Origin of the sequence: Aeromonas sp. QDB39 (genome assembly GCF_027707585.1) — a bacterium.
In the GTDB taxonomy this organism is placed as follows: Bacteria; Pseudomonadota; Gammaproteobacteria; order Enterobacterales; family Aeromonadaceae; genus Aeromonas; species Aeromonas hydrophila.
Genome location: NZ_JAPCIV010000033.1, coordinates 14,980 through 33,716 on the forward strand (window position 1 = coordinate 14,980; position 18,737 = coordinate 33,716).

General features: G+C 64.4%; 15 protein-coding genes. 10 read left to right on the forward strand and 5 right to left on the reverse strand.

Going from position 1 to position 18,737, the window contains the following annotated elements; all coding sequences use genetic code 11:
* Positions 1–22: 22 nt before the first annotated feature.
* Genes PG899_RS18170 through PG899_RS18190 form a run of 5 tightly spaced genes read right to left on the reverse strand, consistent with a single transcriptional unit; the run spans position 23 to position 4,973 of the window.
* Positions 23–1,522 (reverse strand): tetratricopeptide repeat protein, encoded by a 1,500-nt coding sequence (locus PG899_RS18170; protein WP_077095490.1) that lies wholly within the window; start codon positions 1,520–1,522, stop codon positions 23–25.
* The gene (locus PG899_RS18175) at positions 1,522–2,535 is read right to left on the reverse strand and encodes a VWA domain-containing protein (RefSeq protein ID WP_077095489.1); all 1,014 of its coding nucleotides are present in this window, start codon (positions 2,533–2,535) and stop codon (positions 1,522–1,524) included. Before PG899_RS18175 ends, PG899_RS18170 begins: the two co-directional genes overlap by 1 nt.
* Positions 2,532–3,113, reverse strand: coding sequence for a DUF4381 domain-containing protein (locus PG899_RS18180; protein WP_077095488.1), 582 nt, complete (start codon positions 3,111–3,113; stop codon positions 2,532–2,534). Before PG899_RS18180 ends, PG899_RS18175 begins: the two co-directional genes overlap by 4 nt.
* The gene (locus PG899_RS18185; protein ID WP_179101323.1) at positions 3,098–3,988 is read right to left on the reverse strand and encodes a DUF58 domain-containing protein; all 891 of its coding nucleotides are present in this window, start codon (positions 3,986–3,988) and stop codon (positions 3,098–3,100) included. The genes PG899_RS18180 and PG899_RS18185 overlap by 16 nt, the downstream gene beginning before the upstream one ends.
* Before the next feature lie 34 nt (positions 3,989–4,022).
* Positions 4,023–4,973, reverse strand: a complete 951-nt coding sequence (locus PG899_RS18190) for an AAA family ATPase (protein ID WP_043123155.1) — start codon at positions 4,971–4,973, stop codon at positions 4,023–4,025.
* A 193-nt stretch (positions 4,974–5,166) separates the two neighbouring features.
* On the opposite strand from PG899_RS18190, the gene fadI reads away from it, so the two are divergent.
* The 10 genes from fadI to hydA all read left to right on the forward strand — a co-directional run bounded on the left by fadI (position 5,167) and on the right by hydA (position 18,683).
* Positions 5,167–6,477, forward strand: a complete 1,311-nt coding sequence (fadI, locus tag PG899_RS18195) for an acetyl-CoA C-acyltransferase FadI (RefSeq protein WP_077095486.1) — start codon at positions 5,167–5,169, stop codon at positions 6,475–6,477.
* Positions 6,477–8,624 (forward strand): fatty acid oxidation complex subunit alpha FadJ, encoded by a 2,148-nt coding sequence (fadJ, locus tag PG899_RS18200; protein ID WP_077095485.1) that lies wholly within the window; start codon positions 6,477–6,479, stop codon positions 8,622–8,624. The genes fadI and fadJ overlap by 1 nt, the downstream gene beginning before the upstream one ends.
* Positions 8,625–8,919: 295 nt before the next feature.
* Positions 8,920–9,060 carry a TIGR02808 family protein gene (locus PG899_RS18205; protein ID WP_005301193.1) on the forward strand — a complete coding sequence of 47 codons (141 nt, stop codon included), beginning with the start codon at positions 8,920–8,922 and terminating at the stop codon, positions 9,058–9,060.
* Between the two features lie 192 nt (positions 9,061–9,252).
* Positions 9,253–9,810 (forward strand): YaeQ family protein, encoded by a 558-nt coding sequence (locus PG899_RS18210; RefSeq protein ID WP_016350817.1) that lies wholly within the window; start codon positions 9,253–9,255, stop codon positions 9,808–9,810.
* Positions 9,811–9,821: 11 nt separating this feature from the next.
* Positions 9,822–10,706 (forward strand): AEC family transporter, encoded by an 885-nt coding sequence (locus PG899_RS18215; RefSeq protein ID WP_010633898.1) that lies wholly within the window; start codon positions 9,822–9,824, stop codon positions 10,704–10,706.
* Between the two features lie 215 nt (positions 10,707–10,921).
* Positions 10,922–12,856, forward strand: a complete 1,935-nt coding sequence (locus PG899_RS18220; RefSeq protein WP_077095484.1) for a sigma 54-interacting transcriptional regulator — start codon at positions 10,922–10,924, stop codon at positions 12,854–12,856.
* 428 nt (positions 12,857–13,284) lie between these two features.
* Positions 13,285–14,472 (forward strand): knotted carbamoyltransferase YgeW, encoded by a 1,188-nt coding sequence (ygeW, locus tag PG899_RS18225; RefSeq protein WP_011706019.1) that lies wholly within the window; start codon positions 13,285–13,287, stop codon positions 14,470–14,472.
* A gap of 127 nt (positions 14,473–14,599) precedes the next feature.
* On the forward strand, positions 14,600–15,799 hold the full coding sequence (gene dpaL, locus PG899_RS18230; RefSeq protein WP_077095483.1) for a diaminopropionate ammonia-lyase: 1,200 nt from the start codon (positions 14,600–14,602) through the stop codon (positions 15,797–15,799).
* A gap of 123 nt (positions 15,800–15,922) precedes the next feature.
* Entirely contained in the window at positions 15,923–17,140 is a 1,218-nt protein-coding gene (locus PG899_RS18235) for a YgeY family selenium metabolism-linked hydrolase (RefSeq protein WP_077095482.1), read from the forward strand.
* Between the two features lie 118 nt (positions 17,141–17,258).
* Complete coding sequence (gene hydA / locus PG899_RS18240; RefSeq protein ID WP_077095481.1) at positions 17,259–18,683, forward strand: dihydropyrimidinase; 1,425 nt, start codon at positions 17,259–17,261, stop codon at positions 18,681–18,683.
* Positions 18,684–18,737: the final 54 nt, after the last annotated feature.

The following is an 18,737-nucleotide window of genomic DNA, read 5'->3' on the forward strand; positions in this document are numbered from 1 at the left end:
TGGCAACGAGTGAAGAGGCAGCTCACCAGGGATCCTCTCCTTTCAGGTTGCCAGGGGCGAGGCCACGGTCGGCCTCCTGCTCGCGCCTGCGCTGATCTTCCTTGCGCAGCCGCTGCTCCAGCAGCAGGACGGGAGGTGACGGAGGCAGAGGAGCGTCCGGGGTAGCGGCCTGCTCGGGGGCATCGATGGGCTTGGGATCCTGCGCCTGTGGGGTTGCCTCGGGCGGCTGGGCGCGCAGCAAGGTCAGGTTGTAGCGCGCATCCTGATGGCTGGGTTCCAGTGCCAGCGCCGCCAGATAGGCCTGCTCGGCGGCCGCCAGCTGACCGAGCTGCACCAGGGCATTGCCCCGGTTGTAGTGGGCAGTGGCCGTGCTGGCCCGGCCATAGGCGGCGGCCGCCTTGGCGTAGTCGCCAGCCCGATACCAGGCATTGCCTTGCCAGACGGGATCCGCAAAGGTGCGGGCGGCCTCCTGATAGCGCTTCTGCAAGAAGGCCTGCCAGGCCTGATTGTCATGGGCAGCGGGCGGCAGGGCCGTTGGCGCCGGGCTGGCCTGCAGGGAGGGGGGCGTCAGCAAGAGCGCCCCCACCAGCACCAGCCAGAGGCTGCCAATGCGGGCCAGCAGCGCCAGCGGCAGCAGGGGCAGCAGCAGCCAGGGGCCGAGATCCATGGCCTGGTGTGTACCTATGCTCTGGCTCATGGGCAGGGGGGCAAAGCGTGGCGCCCCCTGTTGCAGCCACTGCAGTTGACCGCCGAGATCGCCGGCCAGCTGTTGCAGGGTGGCCACGTCGGGGGCCGGCAGGGCACGACCGAAGCCACCGCCTATGGTGGCGGGCAGGCGACTGGCCTGGCCGCTGTTGACCAGCAAGACGTCGAGGCGTGCCTGTACCTGGGCGTGGCAAAAGAGGCTGCCCTGGCAGGGCCACACCGCCTTGATCCGCTTGGCCTGACGGGCGGTCAGGTCATCGGTGATCAGCAGCAGGCGGGCCTGCTGGCCGGCGGGGATCTGCTTGAGTGCCAGCGCCACTGCACGCTCGGGCGCGCTGCCTTGCCTTGGCATGATGGCCGGGCGCAGGTCGGGTAGCAGCAGGGCGAGGGCCTGGTGATCCCGGGTTGGCGGCATGGCGAGGTAGGCATCCCCGGCAAACAGGATGAGGGCGATGGGATGGGCCGCTTCCTGCTGCACTCGGTCAGCCAATAAATCCTGCAGCAGCACCCGCACCCGGGTGGCCCGGTCTGGCAGCAGATCGGTGGCCAGCATGGAGCGGGAGAGATCCAGCAGCCAGATGTCGAGGGCCGGGCTCGGAACGCTCTGGCTCTGCTGGCGCAGGGCCGGGCCGCTCAAGGCCAGGATCAGCGGCAGGCAGGCCAGCCAGAGCCAGGGAAAATGGCGCCGCTGCCCAGGCAGTAGATAAGCCTGCATGGCGGGAGCCAGCAGCGGCGCCTGGCGACGACGGCGCCATCCCTGCCACAGCCAGGGCAGCAGGGCCAGCAACCAGAGCGGGCGCAGCAGAGTGAGCTCCATCATGGGGCGCCTCGGGACGGACTGTCAGGCACAGTGGCTTTGTGGCTCAGCCGCGTCGGCCAGCGCAATCGGGCGGGCCAGCTCAGCAGCAGCCAGGCCAGCGCCAGTGGCCAGGGGTAGAGCTCCTGGTTGGGACGATAGCGGGTCTGCGCGGTGGCGACGGGCTCCAGAGTATCCAGCGCCTGATTGATGACCTCGAGATCCCCCTGGGTGCGCGCCCGGAAGTAACGGCCATGGCCTACCTCGGCCAGCTGCTGCAAGAGGGCCTCGTCGAGCTCGGCACTGGGGTCGCTCTGGGCCGGGGCCTGGGCGGGAGTCATCGCCTCGGCAAAGGTATCCGGATCGGCGCCCACTCCCAGGGTATAGAGACGAATGCCTGCTGCGGCGGCCTGCTTGGCCTCGCGCAGGGGATCGGCGCTGCCGGCAGTGTTGCGCCCGTCGGTGACCAGCAACAGGGCGGTGGAGCGATCGGGGGCCTTGTGCTGGCGAGCAAGCAGGATGGCCTCGCCGAGGGCGGTGGTGCGTCCCACCAGCTCGAAATCGAGCTCGCGGGTCAGACCGAGCAGGGCGTTGGTCTCCTGGGTCAGGGGGGAGAGCAGGTAGGCATGATCGGCGAACACGATGAGGGCGATGCGATCGCCGGGACGGGCGGCGATGAGCCTGTCTATCTGCTGGCGCACCGCGCTGAGCCGGTCTTTTTGCTCCCCTTCATCCAGCATGTCCTGAGTGCGCATGCTGTCGGAAAGATCCACCGCCAGGATGAGATCCCGGCTGCTCTGATAGCTCACCTGAGGCGGCTCCTGCCACTGGGGACGGCAGAGCGCCAGCACCAGGGCGCACCAGCACAGCGCCATTCGCCACAGGGGCTGGCCGGCATGGGGGCGCAGCAGGGGAAAGCCGGCATGGGTCAATACGCCAGGATCATGTGCGCTGCTGGGGCGGGGCGGCAGACCAAAGCGCACCAGCAGCGGCAACACCAGCGCCAGGGCAAACCAGGGCCAGGCGAGGATCATGGCTCTCTCCCGGCGTGCGCGTCGCTGGTGCGAGTTCGCCTCCGTGGCCAGCGGGTGCGCAGGTCCAACAACCAGGCTGGCGGGCAGATGCAGTGACGTCCCCAGGCGAGGTAGGCCCGGCGCAGCGCCTGGCGCTGCTGCGCATCCGGGCTCTGACCGCCGTAGAGCCAGGCAGACCAGTGCGGGGCCAGCTCGCGAAAGCGGCTGCCCCCCAGAGGATCGAGCCCCAGAGAATCGAGAAAGGCGAGCCAGGGCGCGCCTTGCAGGGAAGCCGCCTCGGGCCAGCGGGGCAGCACAGCCTCGCGCAATACAGTCTGCAGTTGGGGCACCAGATCGGGGGCCTGCCAGTCGAGCTGCCGCCGCCAGCGGCGATAACGCAGCAGGCTCTGCACACCGAGGATGATGATGGCGCCGACCAGCAACGCGATCAGCAGCCACCACCAGCCCAGCAGACGGGGATCAGAGGCCAGCTGCAGCGGCGGGCCGGGGTGAATGTCGCGTAGCTGGGCCGCCAGCGGCGAGGTGGGGACGCTGCTGCCCGGCACGGCGCTGGCGAGCCAGTTCAGAATTGGCGGCATGCCCCCTCCTGCCACTGGCGTTGCAGCGGCTGGCCGTTGTCGAGCCGGTAGAGGCGTTGCACCAGCGGCAGCAGTTGCTGATGGCTCTGGCGGGCCAGCTGCTCGGCAGCCTCTTGATAGCGCCAGGCGAACCCCGGTTCGCCGGCCTCGAGCCAGCCGTTCTGCTGGCCGGCGCGCACCGCCAGACGCCCCTGGGCGGGCAGGGCTGCCTCCAGCGGATCCCGAATTTGCCAGCAATGCAGGTCGTGGCGCCGGCCGAGCAGTTGCAACTGGCGGCAGAGTGCCTCGTCGAGGGGGCTGTGATCGGTGATCAGGGTCAATCTGGCGCCGTGGGGCAGGTTGAGCCGGGCCAGGGTATGGGCCAGGGCGTGGGGGGGCGGCGTGCGCGCCAGCCCCAGCCGGTAGTGGTGGCAGAGGGCCTCCAGCAAGGGCACCAGGGGGCCGCGCTGGTGTTGCAGATGCGGCTCCACACCGTGGCAGATCAGGGTGTTGGCCTGCTTTTCCCCTTGCCAGAGCAGGGCGGCAGCCAGCTCGCAGCCCAGGCGCGCCTTGAGCTGGCGGCAAGAGCCGAAGTACATGGCCGGAGAGAGATCGAGCAACAGCCAATGGGCCTGATCCTGCTCCTCGCTGTAGAGCCGGGTATAGGGGCGACCGAGGCGAGCGGTCACCCGCCAGTCGATGTGGCGCACCTCGTCGCCGGCCTGATAGGCGCGCAGCTCGCGAAAGGTGAGCCCCGGCGTGCGGCCAAGTCGGCCCTGCGCCACCGGTTGAATGCGCGAGCGCGGCCCCTGCCGGGCCCACAGCCTGATCGCCAGCAGTCTGGCAAGCGGCAGGGCGATATCGGGATGGGCGAGGGGATCGACGGTGCTCGTCATGGCAGCAGGGCCCGCACAGAGGAAACGAGCGGGCTCAGGGGCATGGGATCGCATCCAGCAGCAGGGTGATGAGCGCCTCGTTGTCGAGGTTGTCCGCCAGCGCCTGATAACTGGGGATGAGGCGATGGCGCAGCACGGCCGGCGCCAGCTGCTGAATGTCTTCGGGCAGCACGAAATCCCGTCCGGCCAGCCAGGCCCTGGCGCGGGCCGCTCTGGCCAGACCTATGCTGGCCCTGGGGCTGGCGCCCACCGCGACAAGGGGTTCGAGTTCCGGGCACAGGCCACTGCCCGGGCGGGTGGCGCAGACCAGCTGCACCAGATAGTGCTCGAGGCGCCCCTGCATCTGCACCGCCTGTACCGCGCTGCGGGCCGCCAGCAGATCGGCCTGGCTCAGGGTGAGCGGCGGCGTCGGCAGGGTGTCGCCGCGGGCGTTGAGTTGAAGGATGGCCAGCTCCATGGCGGGGCTCGGGTAGTCCACCAGCAGCTTGAGCAAGAAGCGATCGAGCTGGGCCTCCGGCAGGGGATAGGTCCCCTCCTGTTCTATGGGGTTCTGCGTGGCGGCCACCATAAAGAGGGGCGGCAGGCGCCAGCTCTTCTTGCCCACGGTGATCTGATGCTCGGCCATCGCCTCCAAGAGGGCGGACTGCACCTTGGCCGGCGCCCGGTTGATCTCGTCCGCCAGCACCAGGTGGTTGAAGAGAGGGCCGGGCTGAAACACGAAGCTGGCATCCTGGGGATGAAACACCTCGCTGCCGGTGAGATCGGCAGGCAGCAGGTCGGGGGTGAACTGGATGCGGGCGAAGCGCCCCTCCACCGCGCCGGCCAGCGCCTTGACGGCCCGGGTCTTGGCAAGACCGGGGGCGCCTTCGATCAACACATGTCCTTCACATAACAGGGCGATCAGCAGCCCCTCGATGAGGGGGCCCTGTCCCAGAATTTGACTACCCAGATAGTCCCCAAGCTGTCTGAACTCGGCCGCTGCCATGCAATAAACCCGTTGTTTTCATAGAAGTTGATCTTTTTATACTCCAGTTGACGCACAAGGGCGAGGGAGGGGGCCAAGATGGCGGCAATTTAGTTTCAATCAGCCGTATGAAATTTGTGAGTGGATTGTTAAGATGTGGCGCAATGAGGTCAGACCTCTCCCTTTAGTCTTCTCGTTTAACCAAGGAGCCAGGATGAAAGAGCCATTGAAACTGACGACTCGCCAGGGCGAACGGATTGCCGTCGTGGCGGGTTTGCGCACTCCCTTTGCCAAGCAGGCCACCGCCTTTCACGGCGTGCCTGCGGTGGATCTGGGCAAACTGGTGGTGAGCGAGATGCTCGCTCGCACCGATCTCGATCCCAAGCTCATCGACCAGCTGGTGTTCGGCCAGGTGGTACAGATGCCGGAAGCCCCCAACATCGCCCGCGAGATCGTGCTCGGCACCGGCATGAGCGTCAGCACCGATGCCTATAGCGTGTCGCGCGCCTGCGCCACCAGTTTCCAGGCCGTCGCCAACGTCACCGAATCCATCATGGCCGGCACGGTGGATATCGCCATCGCCGGCGGCGCCGACTCCTCCTCCGTGCTGCCCATCGGGGTGAGCAAGAAGCTGGCCCGCGCCCTGGTGGATCTCAACAAGGCGCGCAATCTGCAGCAGCGTTTCAATATCCTGCGCCAGTTGCGGGTCAAGGATCTGCTGCCGGTGCCGCCCGCCGTGGCCGAGTACTCCACCGGTCTCTCCATGGGGCAGACCGCCGAGCAGATGGCCAAGAGCCACCAGATCAGTCGCGAGGCGCAAGATGCGCTGGCGCACCGCTCTCACACCCTGGCCGCGCAGGCCTGGGCCGATGGCAAGTTAAGTGGCGAGGTGTTCACCGCCCACGTGCCGCCCTACAAGTCGCCGCTGGAGCGAGACAACAACATCCGTGAAAGCTCGGATCTGGCGAGCTACGCCAAGCTCAAGCCGGTGTTTGACCGGGTACACGGCTCCGTCACTGCCGCCAACGCCACCCCGCTCACCGACGGCGCCGCCGCCGTGCTGCTGATGCGCGAAGGGCGGGCCCGCGAGCTTGGCCTCGAGCCGCTCGGCTATATCCGCAGTTTCGCGTTTTCTGCCATCGACGTGTGGCAGGACATGTTGATGGGCCCCTCCTACGCCACCCCGCTGGCGCTGGACCGCGCCGGCATCACGCTCAGCGATCTCACCCTGATCGACATGCACGAGGCCTTTGCCGCCCAGACCCTGGCCAACCTCAAGATGTTTGCCAGCAAAGAGTTTGCCCAGAGCAAGCTGGGTCGCGATCAGGCCATCGGCGAGGTGGACATGGACAAATTCAACGTCCTCGGTGGCTCGCTGGCCTTTGGTCACCCCTTTGCCGCGACCGGTGCGCGCATGATCACCCAGACCCTGCACGAGCTGCGGCGCCGGGGTGGGGGATTGGGGCTTAACACCGCCTGTGCGGCGGGTGGTCTCGGCGTGGCCATGGTGTTGGAGGTAGAGTGATGAGCGAGAAGACTTTTTCCCTGGCGGTGCGCCAGGATGGCATCGGCATTCTCACCATGGATGTGCCGGGCGAGAGCATGAATACCCTGAAGGCCGCCTTCGTGGAGGAGATCCGCGCGGTGCTGGCCGAGGTGAAAGCCAATAAAGAGCTGATCGGCCTGGTGGTGGTCTCTGGCAAGAAGGACTCCTTCATCGCCGGCGCCGACATCAGCATGCTGGCGGCCTGTACCAGCGCCAAGGATGCCGAGACGCTGTCGCGGGAAGGGCAGGTGATCTTCGCCGAGATCGAGTCACTGCCGATCCCGGTGATCGCCGCCATTCACGGCCCCTGCCTCGGCGGCGGGCTGGAGCTGGCACTGGCCTGCCATGGCCGGGTGGTCACCGATCACGGCAAGACGGTGCTCGGCCTGCCCGAGGTGCAACTGGGCTTGCTGCCGGGCTCCGGCGGGACTCAGCGTCTGCCGCGCCTCATCGGGGTGGCCAAGGCGCTCGATCTGATGCTGACCGGCAAGCAGGTGCGGGCCAAGCAGGCCAAGAAACTGGGGCTGGTGGACGACGTGGTGCCGCCCTCCATCCTGCTGGACGCCGCCATCAAGTTAGCCAAGAAGGGCAAGCCCCGTCACGAGCTCAAGCGGGATCTGCAGGGCAAGCTGCTGGAGACCAACAAGCTTGGCCGCAAGGTGCTGTTCGATCAGGCCCGCAAAGGGGTGAAGGTGAAGACCCGCGGCAACTATCCGGCCCCGGATCTGATCCTGGAAGTGGTGCGCATCGGGGTGGAAGAGGGGATGCAGGCCGGCCTTGCCGCCGAGTCCCGCCATTTTGGCGAGCTGGTGATGACCAGCGAATCCGCCGCCCTGCGCTCCATCTTCTTTGCCACCACTGAGATGAAGAAGGAGGTCACCTATCAGGGGGCCGAGCCGCGCAAGGTGGGTCACGCCGCCGTGCTGGGCGGCGGTCTGATGGGGGGCGGCATTGCCTTCGTCACCGCCACCAAGGCAGGCGTGCCGGTGCGGATCAAGGACGTGGCCAGCAGCGGCATCGGCAATGCCATGCGCTACAGCTACGATATCCTGGCCAAGAAGCTCAAGCGCCGCCAACTGCTGCGCAGCGAGCTTGAGAAGCAGATGAGCCTGCTGACCGGCACCCTCGACTACTCCGGTTTCCACCGGGTCGACATGGTGGTGGAAGCTGTGTTTGAAGATCTTTCCCTCAAGCACCAGATGGTGAAGGACGTGGAGCGTGAATGTGGCGAGCACACCGTGTTTGCCTCCAACACCTCCTCTCTGCCTATCCACCAGATCGCCTCGGCGGCGGCGCACCCGGAACGGGTGGTGGGGCTGCACTACTTCAGCCCGGTGGACAAGATGCCGCTGGCGGAGATCATCCCCCACGCCGGCACCAGTGCCGAGACGGTCGCCACCACCCTGGCCTTTGCCCGCGCTCAGGGCAAGACCCCCATCGTGGTCAAGGACGAGGCGGGCTTCTACGTCAACCGCATCCTGGCCCCCTACATGAACGAGGCGGCGCGCCTGGTGCTGGAAGGGGAGCCGGTGGAGGTGCTGGACGGCGCCCTGCTCGATTTCGGCTTCCCGGTCGGCCCCATCACCTTGCTGGACGAGGTGGGGATCGACGTGGGTGCCAAGATCTCCCCGATCCTCGAAAAAGAGCTGGGGGGCGAGCAGTTCCAGGCTCCGGCGGCCTTTGACAAGCTGCTGCAAAACGATCGCAAGGGGCGCAAGAACGGCAAGGGCTTCTACCTCTACGGCAAGGCGGCCCCGCGCAGCAAGCTCACCGGCAAGGAGGGCAAGAAGACGGTGGACGAGAGCGTCTACGGTGTGCTCGGCATCTCGCCCCAGGCCAAGCTGGCCAAGGCGGAGCTGGCCGAGCGCTGCGTGCTGATGATGCTCAACGAAGCGGCCATGGCGCTGGACAGCGGCGTAGTGGCCTCGGCTCGCGATGGCGACATCGGCGCCATCTTCGGTATCGGCTTCCCGCCGTTCCTGGGCGGCCCGTTCCGCTACATGGACAGCCTCGGCATCGAGCACCTGGTGGGGCGCCTTGAGCACTACCAGAAGCGCTACGGCGACCGCTTCGCCCCCTGCGATCGCCTCAAGGCGATGGCGGCGGAGCAGCTGCGCTTCTATTGAGTGCGCGCCGCTCGCTACAACAGGCCAACCGACAAGGAGGCGACCCCGGGGTCGCCTCTTTTTTTTCGGCACCGAGATGGAAAATGCGGGGGCAGCAGGCTGACAACTGGTTGAATCCCGTCCATATTTTTCCTCGGCAAGGGATAAATTGTTGATCCAACTCAAACTAGCCCCCTATTTATTACTTTGGTGGCATAGGACTCAGGCGCTGGTTGGGGTCAAATAGCATCATCAGGAACGGGGGGATAACCCCGTCACGAAAGGGACACCCATTTCACTGGATGAAGGACACATAATGAGTCTGCTTGAACAAACCATCTGGACTGTATTGGGATACGGGGCCATGCCCTTTATCTTCCTGAGCGGGTTTGTGGCGGTGGCAGTGACCTGCTGCCTGCTGCTCAATGCCTTCGGGGTCAAGTCCGCCGAGAAGTGATCCGCTTCTTTCGTTCATACCGCCAAATGCCAGTCTTCGGACTGGCATTTGTTTTTTGAGCCTTGGCAGGCAGTTATCTGCGGCCCAGGGGCCAAATGTGTGCTGCTTGAGGTCGAACCGGCCGCCGATTTTGATTACACTGGCGCGCAGTTTTTCGTTTCGGCCCGCTTCCCAAGGTATTCAAGGTTTTCTATGGCTCTCAAGGCAACCGTATTCAAGGCTCAGCTCAGCCTGTCCGACATGGATCGCAATCTGTATCAGGACTTCTCTCTCACCCTGGCCCGTCACCCCTCCGAGACCGACGAGCGGATGATGATCCGGCTGGCGGCCTTCGCCTGGCATGCCGCCGAGCGACTGGAGTTCACCAAGGGCCTCTCTGCCGATGACGAGCCGGAGCTCTGGCGCAAGAACTATTCCGACGAGATTGAACTCTGGATCGAACTCGGCCAGCCCGACGAGCGCCGTCTCAAGAAGGCGTGCAACCGCTCCCGTCATGTGGTGCTCTACCTCTACGGCGGCCGTGGCACCAGCGTCTGGTGGAAGCAGAACCAGGGCAAACTCGGCCTGCACGACAACCTCACCGTGATTGAGCTCTCCGACAGCCAGACCCTGCCGCTGACCGAGATGGTCGAGCGCACCATGCAGCTCACCTGCACCATCTCCGATGGTCAGCTCTGGGTGAGCAACGGCCGCCAGGAAGTGACTCTGGATCCCGTGCTGCTGATGGGAACCCCCGCCCGCGAACTGTAAAGGACTCGCCCATGTTCAGCGCGCTGCTCAATATCGTCATTCCGGTGTTTGCGGTGGTGGGGCTTGGCGCCCTCTACGGCAGGTTGCGTCCGGGCGGCGCGCTGGGTTACGTCAACCGGGCCAATATCGAGCTGTTCACCCCGGCGCTGGTGTTCTCGGCGCTGGTCAAATACCCGCTGGATCTGATGGCCCACCTGTCGCTCATCGCGGCGGGGGCCCTGGTGATCCTGCTGCCGGGGCTGCTGCTCTCCCTGCTCAGGCTTCGCAGCATCAGCCGACCGGCCCTGATCCTGCCCGCCATGTTTCGCAACACCGGCAACCTCGGCATTCCGCTGATGGTGCTGGCCTTCGGCGAGCAGCAGCTGGGCGCCATCATCATACTGTTCGTGCTCTCCAACCTGCTCCACTTCTCGGTGGGCATGTTCATCCTCTCGGCCAACACCTCCCGCTGGCTCTGGTTACGCAGCCCTGTGCTGTGGGCCGCCCTGGCGGGCCTGCTGGTGGCCAATCTGCACATCCCGCTGCCCGAATACCTGGTGACCAGCGCCTCCCTGCTTGGCCAGATCTCGGTACCGCTGATGCTGTTTGCCCTCGGTATCCGGCTGATGGAGGGGGAGCTGGATCATCTGGGGCTCGCCCTCAAGTGCAACCTGCTCTATCTGCTGGCCGGCGGCATCTCCCTGGGGCTGGCGGTCTGGCTGCTGCCGCTGCAACCGGCCTGGATCCCGCTGCTGATGCTGTCGGTGGCGCTGCCTCCGGCGGTGCTCAACTACATGCTGTGCGAGCAGTACCAGTGCCAGCCGGAGAAGGTGGCCAGCATAGTGCTCGGCGGCAATGCGCTCTCGGTCCTGGTGATCCCGCTGGCAGTCTGGCTGGCCCTGCATCTGGGCAGTTGAGGCGTCCTTTCTCACCGTTTTCGCGCCCACCGGATGATGTGGGCGGCCTGCTCCTTGGCTTTTCTCTTCCCCACTCTGCGCCAGCTCTCACTCCGGGATGCGGGGCGGGTGCAAGTTCCCTTTTCGTGATCCTCGGCGAAGTCGCTGCCGTCGAATTGGCATAGTATCTGGCCAGCATGAATCCCACCCGGGGTGGGAGCCAGGGGATTTACAACATGATGTCCGTCAGTAACCAATGTTTGTTGATGCAGATCCAGCCCACCATTTTGCGCTTTGCCAAGATGCTGGCCAGCGTGCTGCAACTGGAAGTGGAAATCGTGGACGCCAACATGGTGCGGGTGGCGGGAACCGGCCCTTACGGCAAGTTCTTCGGTCGCCAGCTGGAGGGGGACTCCCGCCTGTTGCGCTACGTCATCGAGCATCAGCGTGAGAAGATCGTCACCCACACCAGCGAGGATCCGGTCTGCGAGGGGTGCAGCTGCAAGGAGAGCTGCCGGGAGCGGGCCTTCCTCGGGGTGCCCATCATGGTGGAGGAGAACTGCATCGGGGTGATCAGCCTGGTGGCCTTCAACCCGGAGCAGCAGGCCCGTCTCAACAACAACCTGCAGGAGGTGTGCGACTATGTGCAGCACATCTCCAGCATCTTCGTGGCCAAGCTGCTCGACTCGCGCGGCCTGTCGGACGGGGTCAACAAGGTCTTTCTGAGCCTGATGAACCACATGGATCAGGGCTGCCTGCTGCTCGATGAGAAGAGCCAGGTGCTTTACGCTAACGAGGTCGCGCTCAAGCAGCTCAACTGCCAGCAAGAGGCGCTGCTGGGCTGCGAGATAGGGCTGCGCCCGCTCACCTTTGCCCAGCAGGGGTTGACCGGCCACCTGCAGCACATCGTCACCCTGGGGGATCGTCAGGAGCTGATCATCGGCCAGTTGCACCACGTGCAGGGTCAGCAGCTGTTTCTGATGGCGTTTCACCAGTCTCACGGCACGCCGAACCCGCCGCTGGAGCCCGATGAAGGGGTCAGCATGCTGATCGGGGAGAGCAAGCCGATGCGGGCCCTGAAAAAGCTGCTCCATCGCATCGCCCTGAGCCCCTCCAGCGTGCTGGTGTGCGGCGAGAGCGGCACCGGCAAGGAGGTGGTGGCCCGCGCCATCCACCGGCTCAGCCCTCGCCGCGACAAGCCCTTCATCGCCATCAACTGCGCCGCCATCCCCGAGCAGCTGCTCGAGAGCGAGCTGTTCGGCTACGTGAAGGGGGCCTTCACCGGGGCTTCTAGCACCGGCAAGCAGGGGCTGATCCAGGCCGCCCAGCAGGGCACTCTGTTTCTCGACGAGATAGGGGACATGCCGCTCACCATGCAGGCCAAGCTGCTGCGGGTGCTTGAGCTGCGGGAGGTGACCCCCATCGGTGCCAGCCGGCCGGTGCCAGTGGACATTCGCATCATAGCCGCGACCCATCAGCATCTGGAGCAGTACATCGCCGAGGGCAAGTTTCGCGAGGATCTCTTCTATCGCCTCAACGTCATCCCCATCCACCTGCCGCCCCTGCGCGAGCGGGAGGGGGACGTGGCGCTGCTGACCCACTACTTCCTCAACCTGCACACCAGCCGCATCGGCCTGCTGTATCCGGGGCTGAGCCCGGAGGTGATGGCTCTGCTCGAAGGTTACCGCTGGCCCGGCAACGTGCGCGAGCTCAGCAATCTCATCGAGTACCTGGTGAACGTGGTGCAGGCGGGGGAGGTGATCGAGAGCATCCTGCTGCCCCCCAACATCCTGCGCAACCAGCGCAGTGGGGCGGACGAGCCGCCTCGGAGCACGGTGCAGATCGCGCGCATGCCGCTCTCGCCCGACCCTTATCCCCATGGCGTGCTGGCCGACCCTGCGCTCAGCCCTGCCGCTGGCAACCCGGCATCTGCTAGCGGGACGCCCTGGTCATCGCCAGAGGCAAGCCCGTTAGAGCCGGCTGCCGGCCAGGTCGAGCGCGGGTTGGCGCTGCCACTTGGCGAAAACGGGCTGGAGAACATGGAAAAGCAGATGATAGAGGAGACCCTGCTGCGTCTTGGCAACAAGAAGCTGGCCGCCCAGGCACTCGGGATCGGCATCGCCACCCTCTATCGCAAGATAAAGAAGTACGAGATAGCCGTGCAGGCCTGATCCCGCAGCGGGTCGCCTGGCGGCCCCGCTTGACCGCGCCGCGACCGACAATCGCGGCGTTATCATTATGAGAATGTGGTCCCGCTTTCTATCAATTGGCAGGCTCTGGTGATAGCCGGACTGATAATTATCAGGGCCGGCTTGGCCTTCTCTCACACTATTCTCGCGCTATTTCAGTGGCGCTCAGTCATCAGCTTGAAAATAAGCTGGTCCACCTGCCTTGGCAGGGCGCCATATAGCCTCAGGCTGTGCGCCGGCTCAAATTCAAGACGCCTTTTCTGGTTATTCCCCGCTTATTTATGCGTTGGCACGCTTATTGATTGCCCTTATTTGACGCTGACCGATGAACTCACCCAATGGCCCTTGTTTCGGTGACCTGTGAGTGGAAGGGGAGCAATGCATTTCTCATCAACAGATTGGGGCTAACGATGAAAGCAGTGAACCAGTTAATCAAAGAGATCAATGAACTCAAGTCCAACCTGCATGAAAAAGACTTCCTGCTGACCTGGGAGCAGACCCCTCAGGAGCTGGCGCTGGTGCTCAAACTGGCCGAGGCCCTCAAGGGACTGCGCGCCGAAAACATCGCCACCAAGCTGTTCAATACCGGTCTTGGCATCTCGGTGTTTCGTGACAACTCCACCCGTACCCGTTTTTCCTACGCCTCCGCCCTCAACCTGCTCGGCCTGACCCAGCAGGATCTGGACGAGGGCAAGTCCCAGATTGCCCACGGCGAGACCGTCCGTGAAACCGCCAACATGATCTCCTTCTGCGCCGACGCCATCGGCATTCGCGACGACATGTACCTGGGGGCCGGCAACGCCTACATGCGTGAAGTGGGCGCCGCGCTCGACGAGGGGTTCGAGAAGGGGGTACTGCCCCAGCGCCCGGCGCTGGTCAACCTGCAGTGCGACATTGATCACCCGACTCAGTCCATGGCTGATCTCGCCTGGTTGCAGGAGCACTTCGGCAGCCTCGAGAACCTCAAGGGCAAGAAGATTGCCATGACCTGGGCCTACTCGCCGAGCTACGGCAAACCGCTCTCCGTGCCGCAGGGCATCATCGGTCTGATGACCCGCTTTGGCATGGACGTGACCCTGGCCCACCCGGAAGGGTATGACCTGATCCCGGACGTGATCGAGGTGGCAAAGGAGAATGCCAAGGCCTCCGGCGGGAGCTTTCGTCAAGTCACCTCCATGGAAGAGGCATTCAAGGATGCCGACATCGTCTATCCCAAGTCCTGGGCTCCCTATCAGGTGATGGAGCAGCGCACCGAGCTGCTGCGGGCCAACGATCATGCGGGCCTCAAGGAGCTGGAGCAGCATTGCCTGGCACAGAACGCCAAGCACAAGGATTGGCACTGCACCGAAGAGATGATGGCACTCACCAAGGGGGGCGAGGCGCTCTATATGCACTGCCTGCCGGCGGATATTTCCGGCGTCTCCTGCAAGGAAGGGGAAGTGAGTGAAGGGGTATTCGAGAAATACCGGATCGCCACTTATAAAGAGGCGAGCTGGAAGCCCTATATTATCGCCGCCATGATTGTCGCCCGTAAATTCTCGGCACCGGGCGCCGCCCTCGAAGGCTTGATAAAAGAGGCGCAAAAACGCGTCAAATAATGGCCTGGCCGGGCGGGAAATAAGTCCCGCCCGGCCGTCGTCATCACGCAATGATTGTCACGGGTTCTCTCCCCGGGGCGCTTTTCACTCGATGATCCCCGGCGAGATGACTCTTTGCGAGGTATTCATGTCCCAATTTTCCCTGAAGATGGAGATTGCCGATAACCGTTTCTTTACCGGTGAGTCGCTGCCCCTGTTTTCCCGTGCGCAGGCGCAAAAGGCCCGCGCCTTTCATAAAAAACTGGCCGGTTATGAGCCCACCCCCCTGTGCGATCTGACAGCGCTCGCCGGCTATATCGGGGTGAAGAACATCCTAGTGAAGGATGAGTCCAAACGCTTTGGCCTCAACGCCTTCAAGATGCTGGGGGGGGTCTACGCCATCGCCAACCTGCTCTGTGAAAAATACGGGGTGGCGGTAGAGGATTTCACCTTCGATCTCATCAAGCGCACCATCAAGGAGCCGATGACCTTCGCCACCACCACCGACGGCAACCACGGTCGCGGCGTCGCCTGGGCCGCCAAGCAGGTGGGTCAGCATGCGGTGGTCTACATGCCCAAGGGCTCGGCCCAGGAGCGAGTGGACCACATCCTGGCGCTGGGGGCCGAGTGCATCGTCACCGACATGAACTATGACGATACCGTGCGCCTGACCATGAAGATGGCCGAGGAGCGCGGCTGGTACATAGTGCAGGACACCGCCTGGGAGGGGTACACCAAGATCCCGACCTGGATCATGCAGGGCTACGCCACCCTGGCCGACGAAGCGGTCGAGCAGATGCAGGCCATGGGCATCAAACAGCCCACCCACGTGCTGCTGCAGGCCGGGGTCGGGGCGCTGGCGGGCGGCGTGCTCGGCTATCTGGTGGACTGCTTCGGGGCGAAGAATCTGCACAGTATCGTGGTCGAGCCGGATCAGGCCGACTGCATCTACCGCTCCGGCGTGGCGGGGGAGATGGTCAACGTGGGGGGCGACATGCGCACCATCATGGCCGGCCTCGCCTGCGGCGAACCCAATCCCCTCGGCTGGCCGGTGCTGCGCGGCTGCACCACCCAGTTCATCTCCTGTCACGACAAGGTCTCGGCGCTCGGCATGCGCGTGCTCGGCAACCCCCTTGGCGATGATCCCCGCATCATCTCCGGCGAATCCGGCTCGGTCGGCACTGGCGTGCTGGCGGCGGTGCGTCACCACCCGGATCGCGCGGCGCTGATGGCCCGGCTGGGGCTCGATGAGCAGTCGGTGGTGCTGGTGATCAACACCGAAGGGGACACCGACGTGGCCCATTACCGGGAAGTGGTGTGGGAAGGCAAGCACCCCGCCTGCGACTAATCCCTGCGAGAACAGAGACACGAATTGAAGAACTGATCGCGCCTCACTAACGGGGCGCGGTAACGGGCACAGGGCGCTGCTGACGAACAGGCCGCGCACTCTCAGTTGTTATGGAGAATCACAATGAGCAAGCAAATTCCGTTTGAAATGGTGTTGGAGAAGGCTTACCAGTACAAGGCCGAGATGACTCAGTTCCTGCGCGACATGATCGCCATCCCGAGCGAGAGCTGCGATGAAGAGCGGGTGGTGCTGCGCATCAAGCAGGAGATGGAAAAAGTCGGCTTCGACAAGGTGGAGATCGACCCCATGGGCAACGTGCTGGGCTATATCGGCCAGGGCCCGCACCTGATCGCCATGGATGCTCACATCGATACCGTAGGGGTCGGCAACATGGCCAACTGGACCTTCGATCCCTATGAGGGGATGGAAGATCACGAGATCATCGGTGGCCGTGGCGCCTCCGATCAGGAAGGGGGCATGGCCTCCATGGTCTATGCCGGCAAGATCATCAAGGACCTGGGACTGGAAGACGAGTACACCCTGCTGGTGACCGGCACCGTGCAGGAGGAGGACTGCGACGGCCTCTGCTGGCAGTACATCATCGAGCAGAGCAAGATCCGCCCCGAGTTCGTGGTCAGTACCGAACCCACCGACTGCCAGATCTACCGTGGCCAGCGTGGTCGCATGGAGATCCGCGTGGAGGTGCAGGGGGTCAGCTGCCACGGCTCCGCGCCGGAGCGCGGTGACAACGCCATCTTCAAGATGGGCCCCATCCTGGGCGAATTGCAGGAGCTGAGCCACAACCTCGGCAACGACGACTTCCTCGGCAAGGGCACCCTGACCGTCTCCGAGATCTTCTTCACTTCGCCAAGCCGCTGCGCCGTGGCGGACAGTTGCGCCGTCTCCATCGACCGCCGTCTCACCTGGGGCGAGACCTGGCAAGGTGCGCTCGACGAGATCCGCGCCCTGCCTGCGGTAAAAGCCGCCGGTGCCGAGGTTTCCATGTACCAGTACGACCGTCCGGCCTACACCGGCCTGGTCTACCCGACCGAGTGCTACTTCCCGACCTGGAAGGTGGAAGAGGATCACATCACGGTCAAGACCCTCTCCAAGGCGTACACCCAGCTGTTCAACAAGGCGCCGGTGGTGGACAAGTGGACCTTCTCGACCAACGGGGTCTCCATCATGGGTCGCCACGGCATTCCGGTCATCGGTTTTGGCCCGGGTAAAGAGCCGGAGGCCCACGCGCCGAACGAGAAGACCTGGAAAGAGCATCTGGTCAAGTGCGCCGCCATGTACGCCGTGATCCCCATGCTCTATCTGGCTGAGCTGGACAAGTAAGGGGTCTGCCGGGCGGTGACTCTCATCACCGCCCGGCTGTTGCATGTGTGGTAAGTGCCCCGTCTTTAGCAGGCGGGGCCTTGCTGTTTGACGCGATCGGATGTGCGAGGGGGTGGGGATGAAACGGCTGATCAAACACGGTGTGCTGGTCGATGCGCAGGGTGAATATCGTCAGGATCTGCTGATCGAGAACGGGGTGATCCTTGAGCGCGCCGCCGCTATCGAGCCCGATGGCGAGACCGAGCTGATCGATGCCAGCGGCTGCTACGTGATGCCGGGCGGTATCGACGTCCATACCCACTTCAACATAGATGTCGGGATTGCCCGCAGTTGCGATGACTTTTTCAGCGGTACCCGTGCCGCCGCCTGTGGTGGCACCACCACCATCGTCGATCACATGGGATTTGGCCCGGCGGGGTGCAATCTGCATCACCAGCTGGCCCGCTATCACGACTACGCCGCCACACAGGCGGTGATCGATTACAGCTTTCACGGCGTTGTTCAGCATGTGGATGACGCCATCCTCCACGAGATGGCCGCCATGGTGCAGGAGGAGGGGATCAGCAGCTTCAAGCTCTACCTCACCTACCAGTACAAGCTGGGGGACCACGACGTGCTGCGCGCCCTGGCCCGCCTCAAGGAGGTGGGGGCGCTTGCCACCGTCCATCCCGAGAACGATGCCGCCATCGCGGCGCGCCGGGCTGCTCTGCTGGCCGCCGGCCACTGTGAACCCTGGCATCACCCGCAAAGCCGCCCATTGGAGTGCGAGGCGGAGGCGATCGCCCGGATGATCAATCTGGCGGGTCTGGCGGGCAATGCGCCGCTCTATATCGTCCATCTCTCCAATGGCTTGGGGCTGGAGTATCTGAAACTGGCGCGCCGTCAGGGCCAACCGGTCTGGGTGGAGACCTGCCCGCAATACTTGCTGCTCGATGAGCAGTGTTATTACAAGGAGAACGGGGTCGACTATCTGCTGAGTCCGCCGCTGCGTGGGCGTAGCGAGCAGGACAAGCTGTGGGTCGGTATCGCTGCTGGCGACATCGATACGGTGGCGACCGATCACTGCAACTTCTCCCACGCCCAGCGCATGACCCTGTCAGGCGGTGATTTCAGCCGCTGCCCCAACGGCTTGCCCGGGGTCGAAAACCGGATGCTGCTGCTGTTTGCCCACGGGGTGCTGGGGGGGCGCATCTCGCCATCGCGCTTCGTGGCGCTCACCAGCGCCAACCCGGCGCGCCTGTTTGGCCTCTGGCCGCGCAAGGGCAACCTGCAACTGGGGTCTGATGCCGATCTGGTGCTGATGGATCCCCGCGATGACACCCTGATTTCTCACCCACTGCTGCATGACAACGGCGACTACAGCCCCTACGAGGGGATGCATTGCCCCGGCCGGATCAGGCTGACCCTGAGCCGTGGCGAGATAGTCGCTCGCGATGGCGAGTTCCTCGGGCGCCGTGGTCATGGCCGGTTTTTGGCCAGAGCGCCCTTTGACCCGGCGTTGGCGCCGGATCGGCACTCGCCTTGCCCCGCGGTTGCAGGCTGACAAGCAGTTCGCATCCCGCAAAGTCACGAGGTTATTTGAACAACGAAAGGTGGG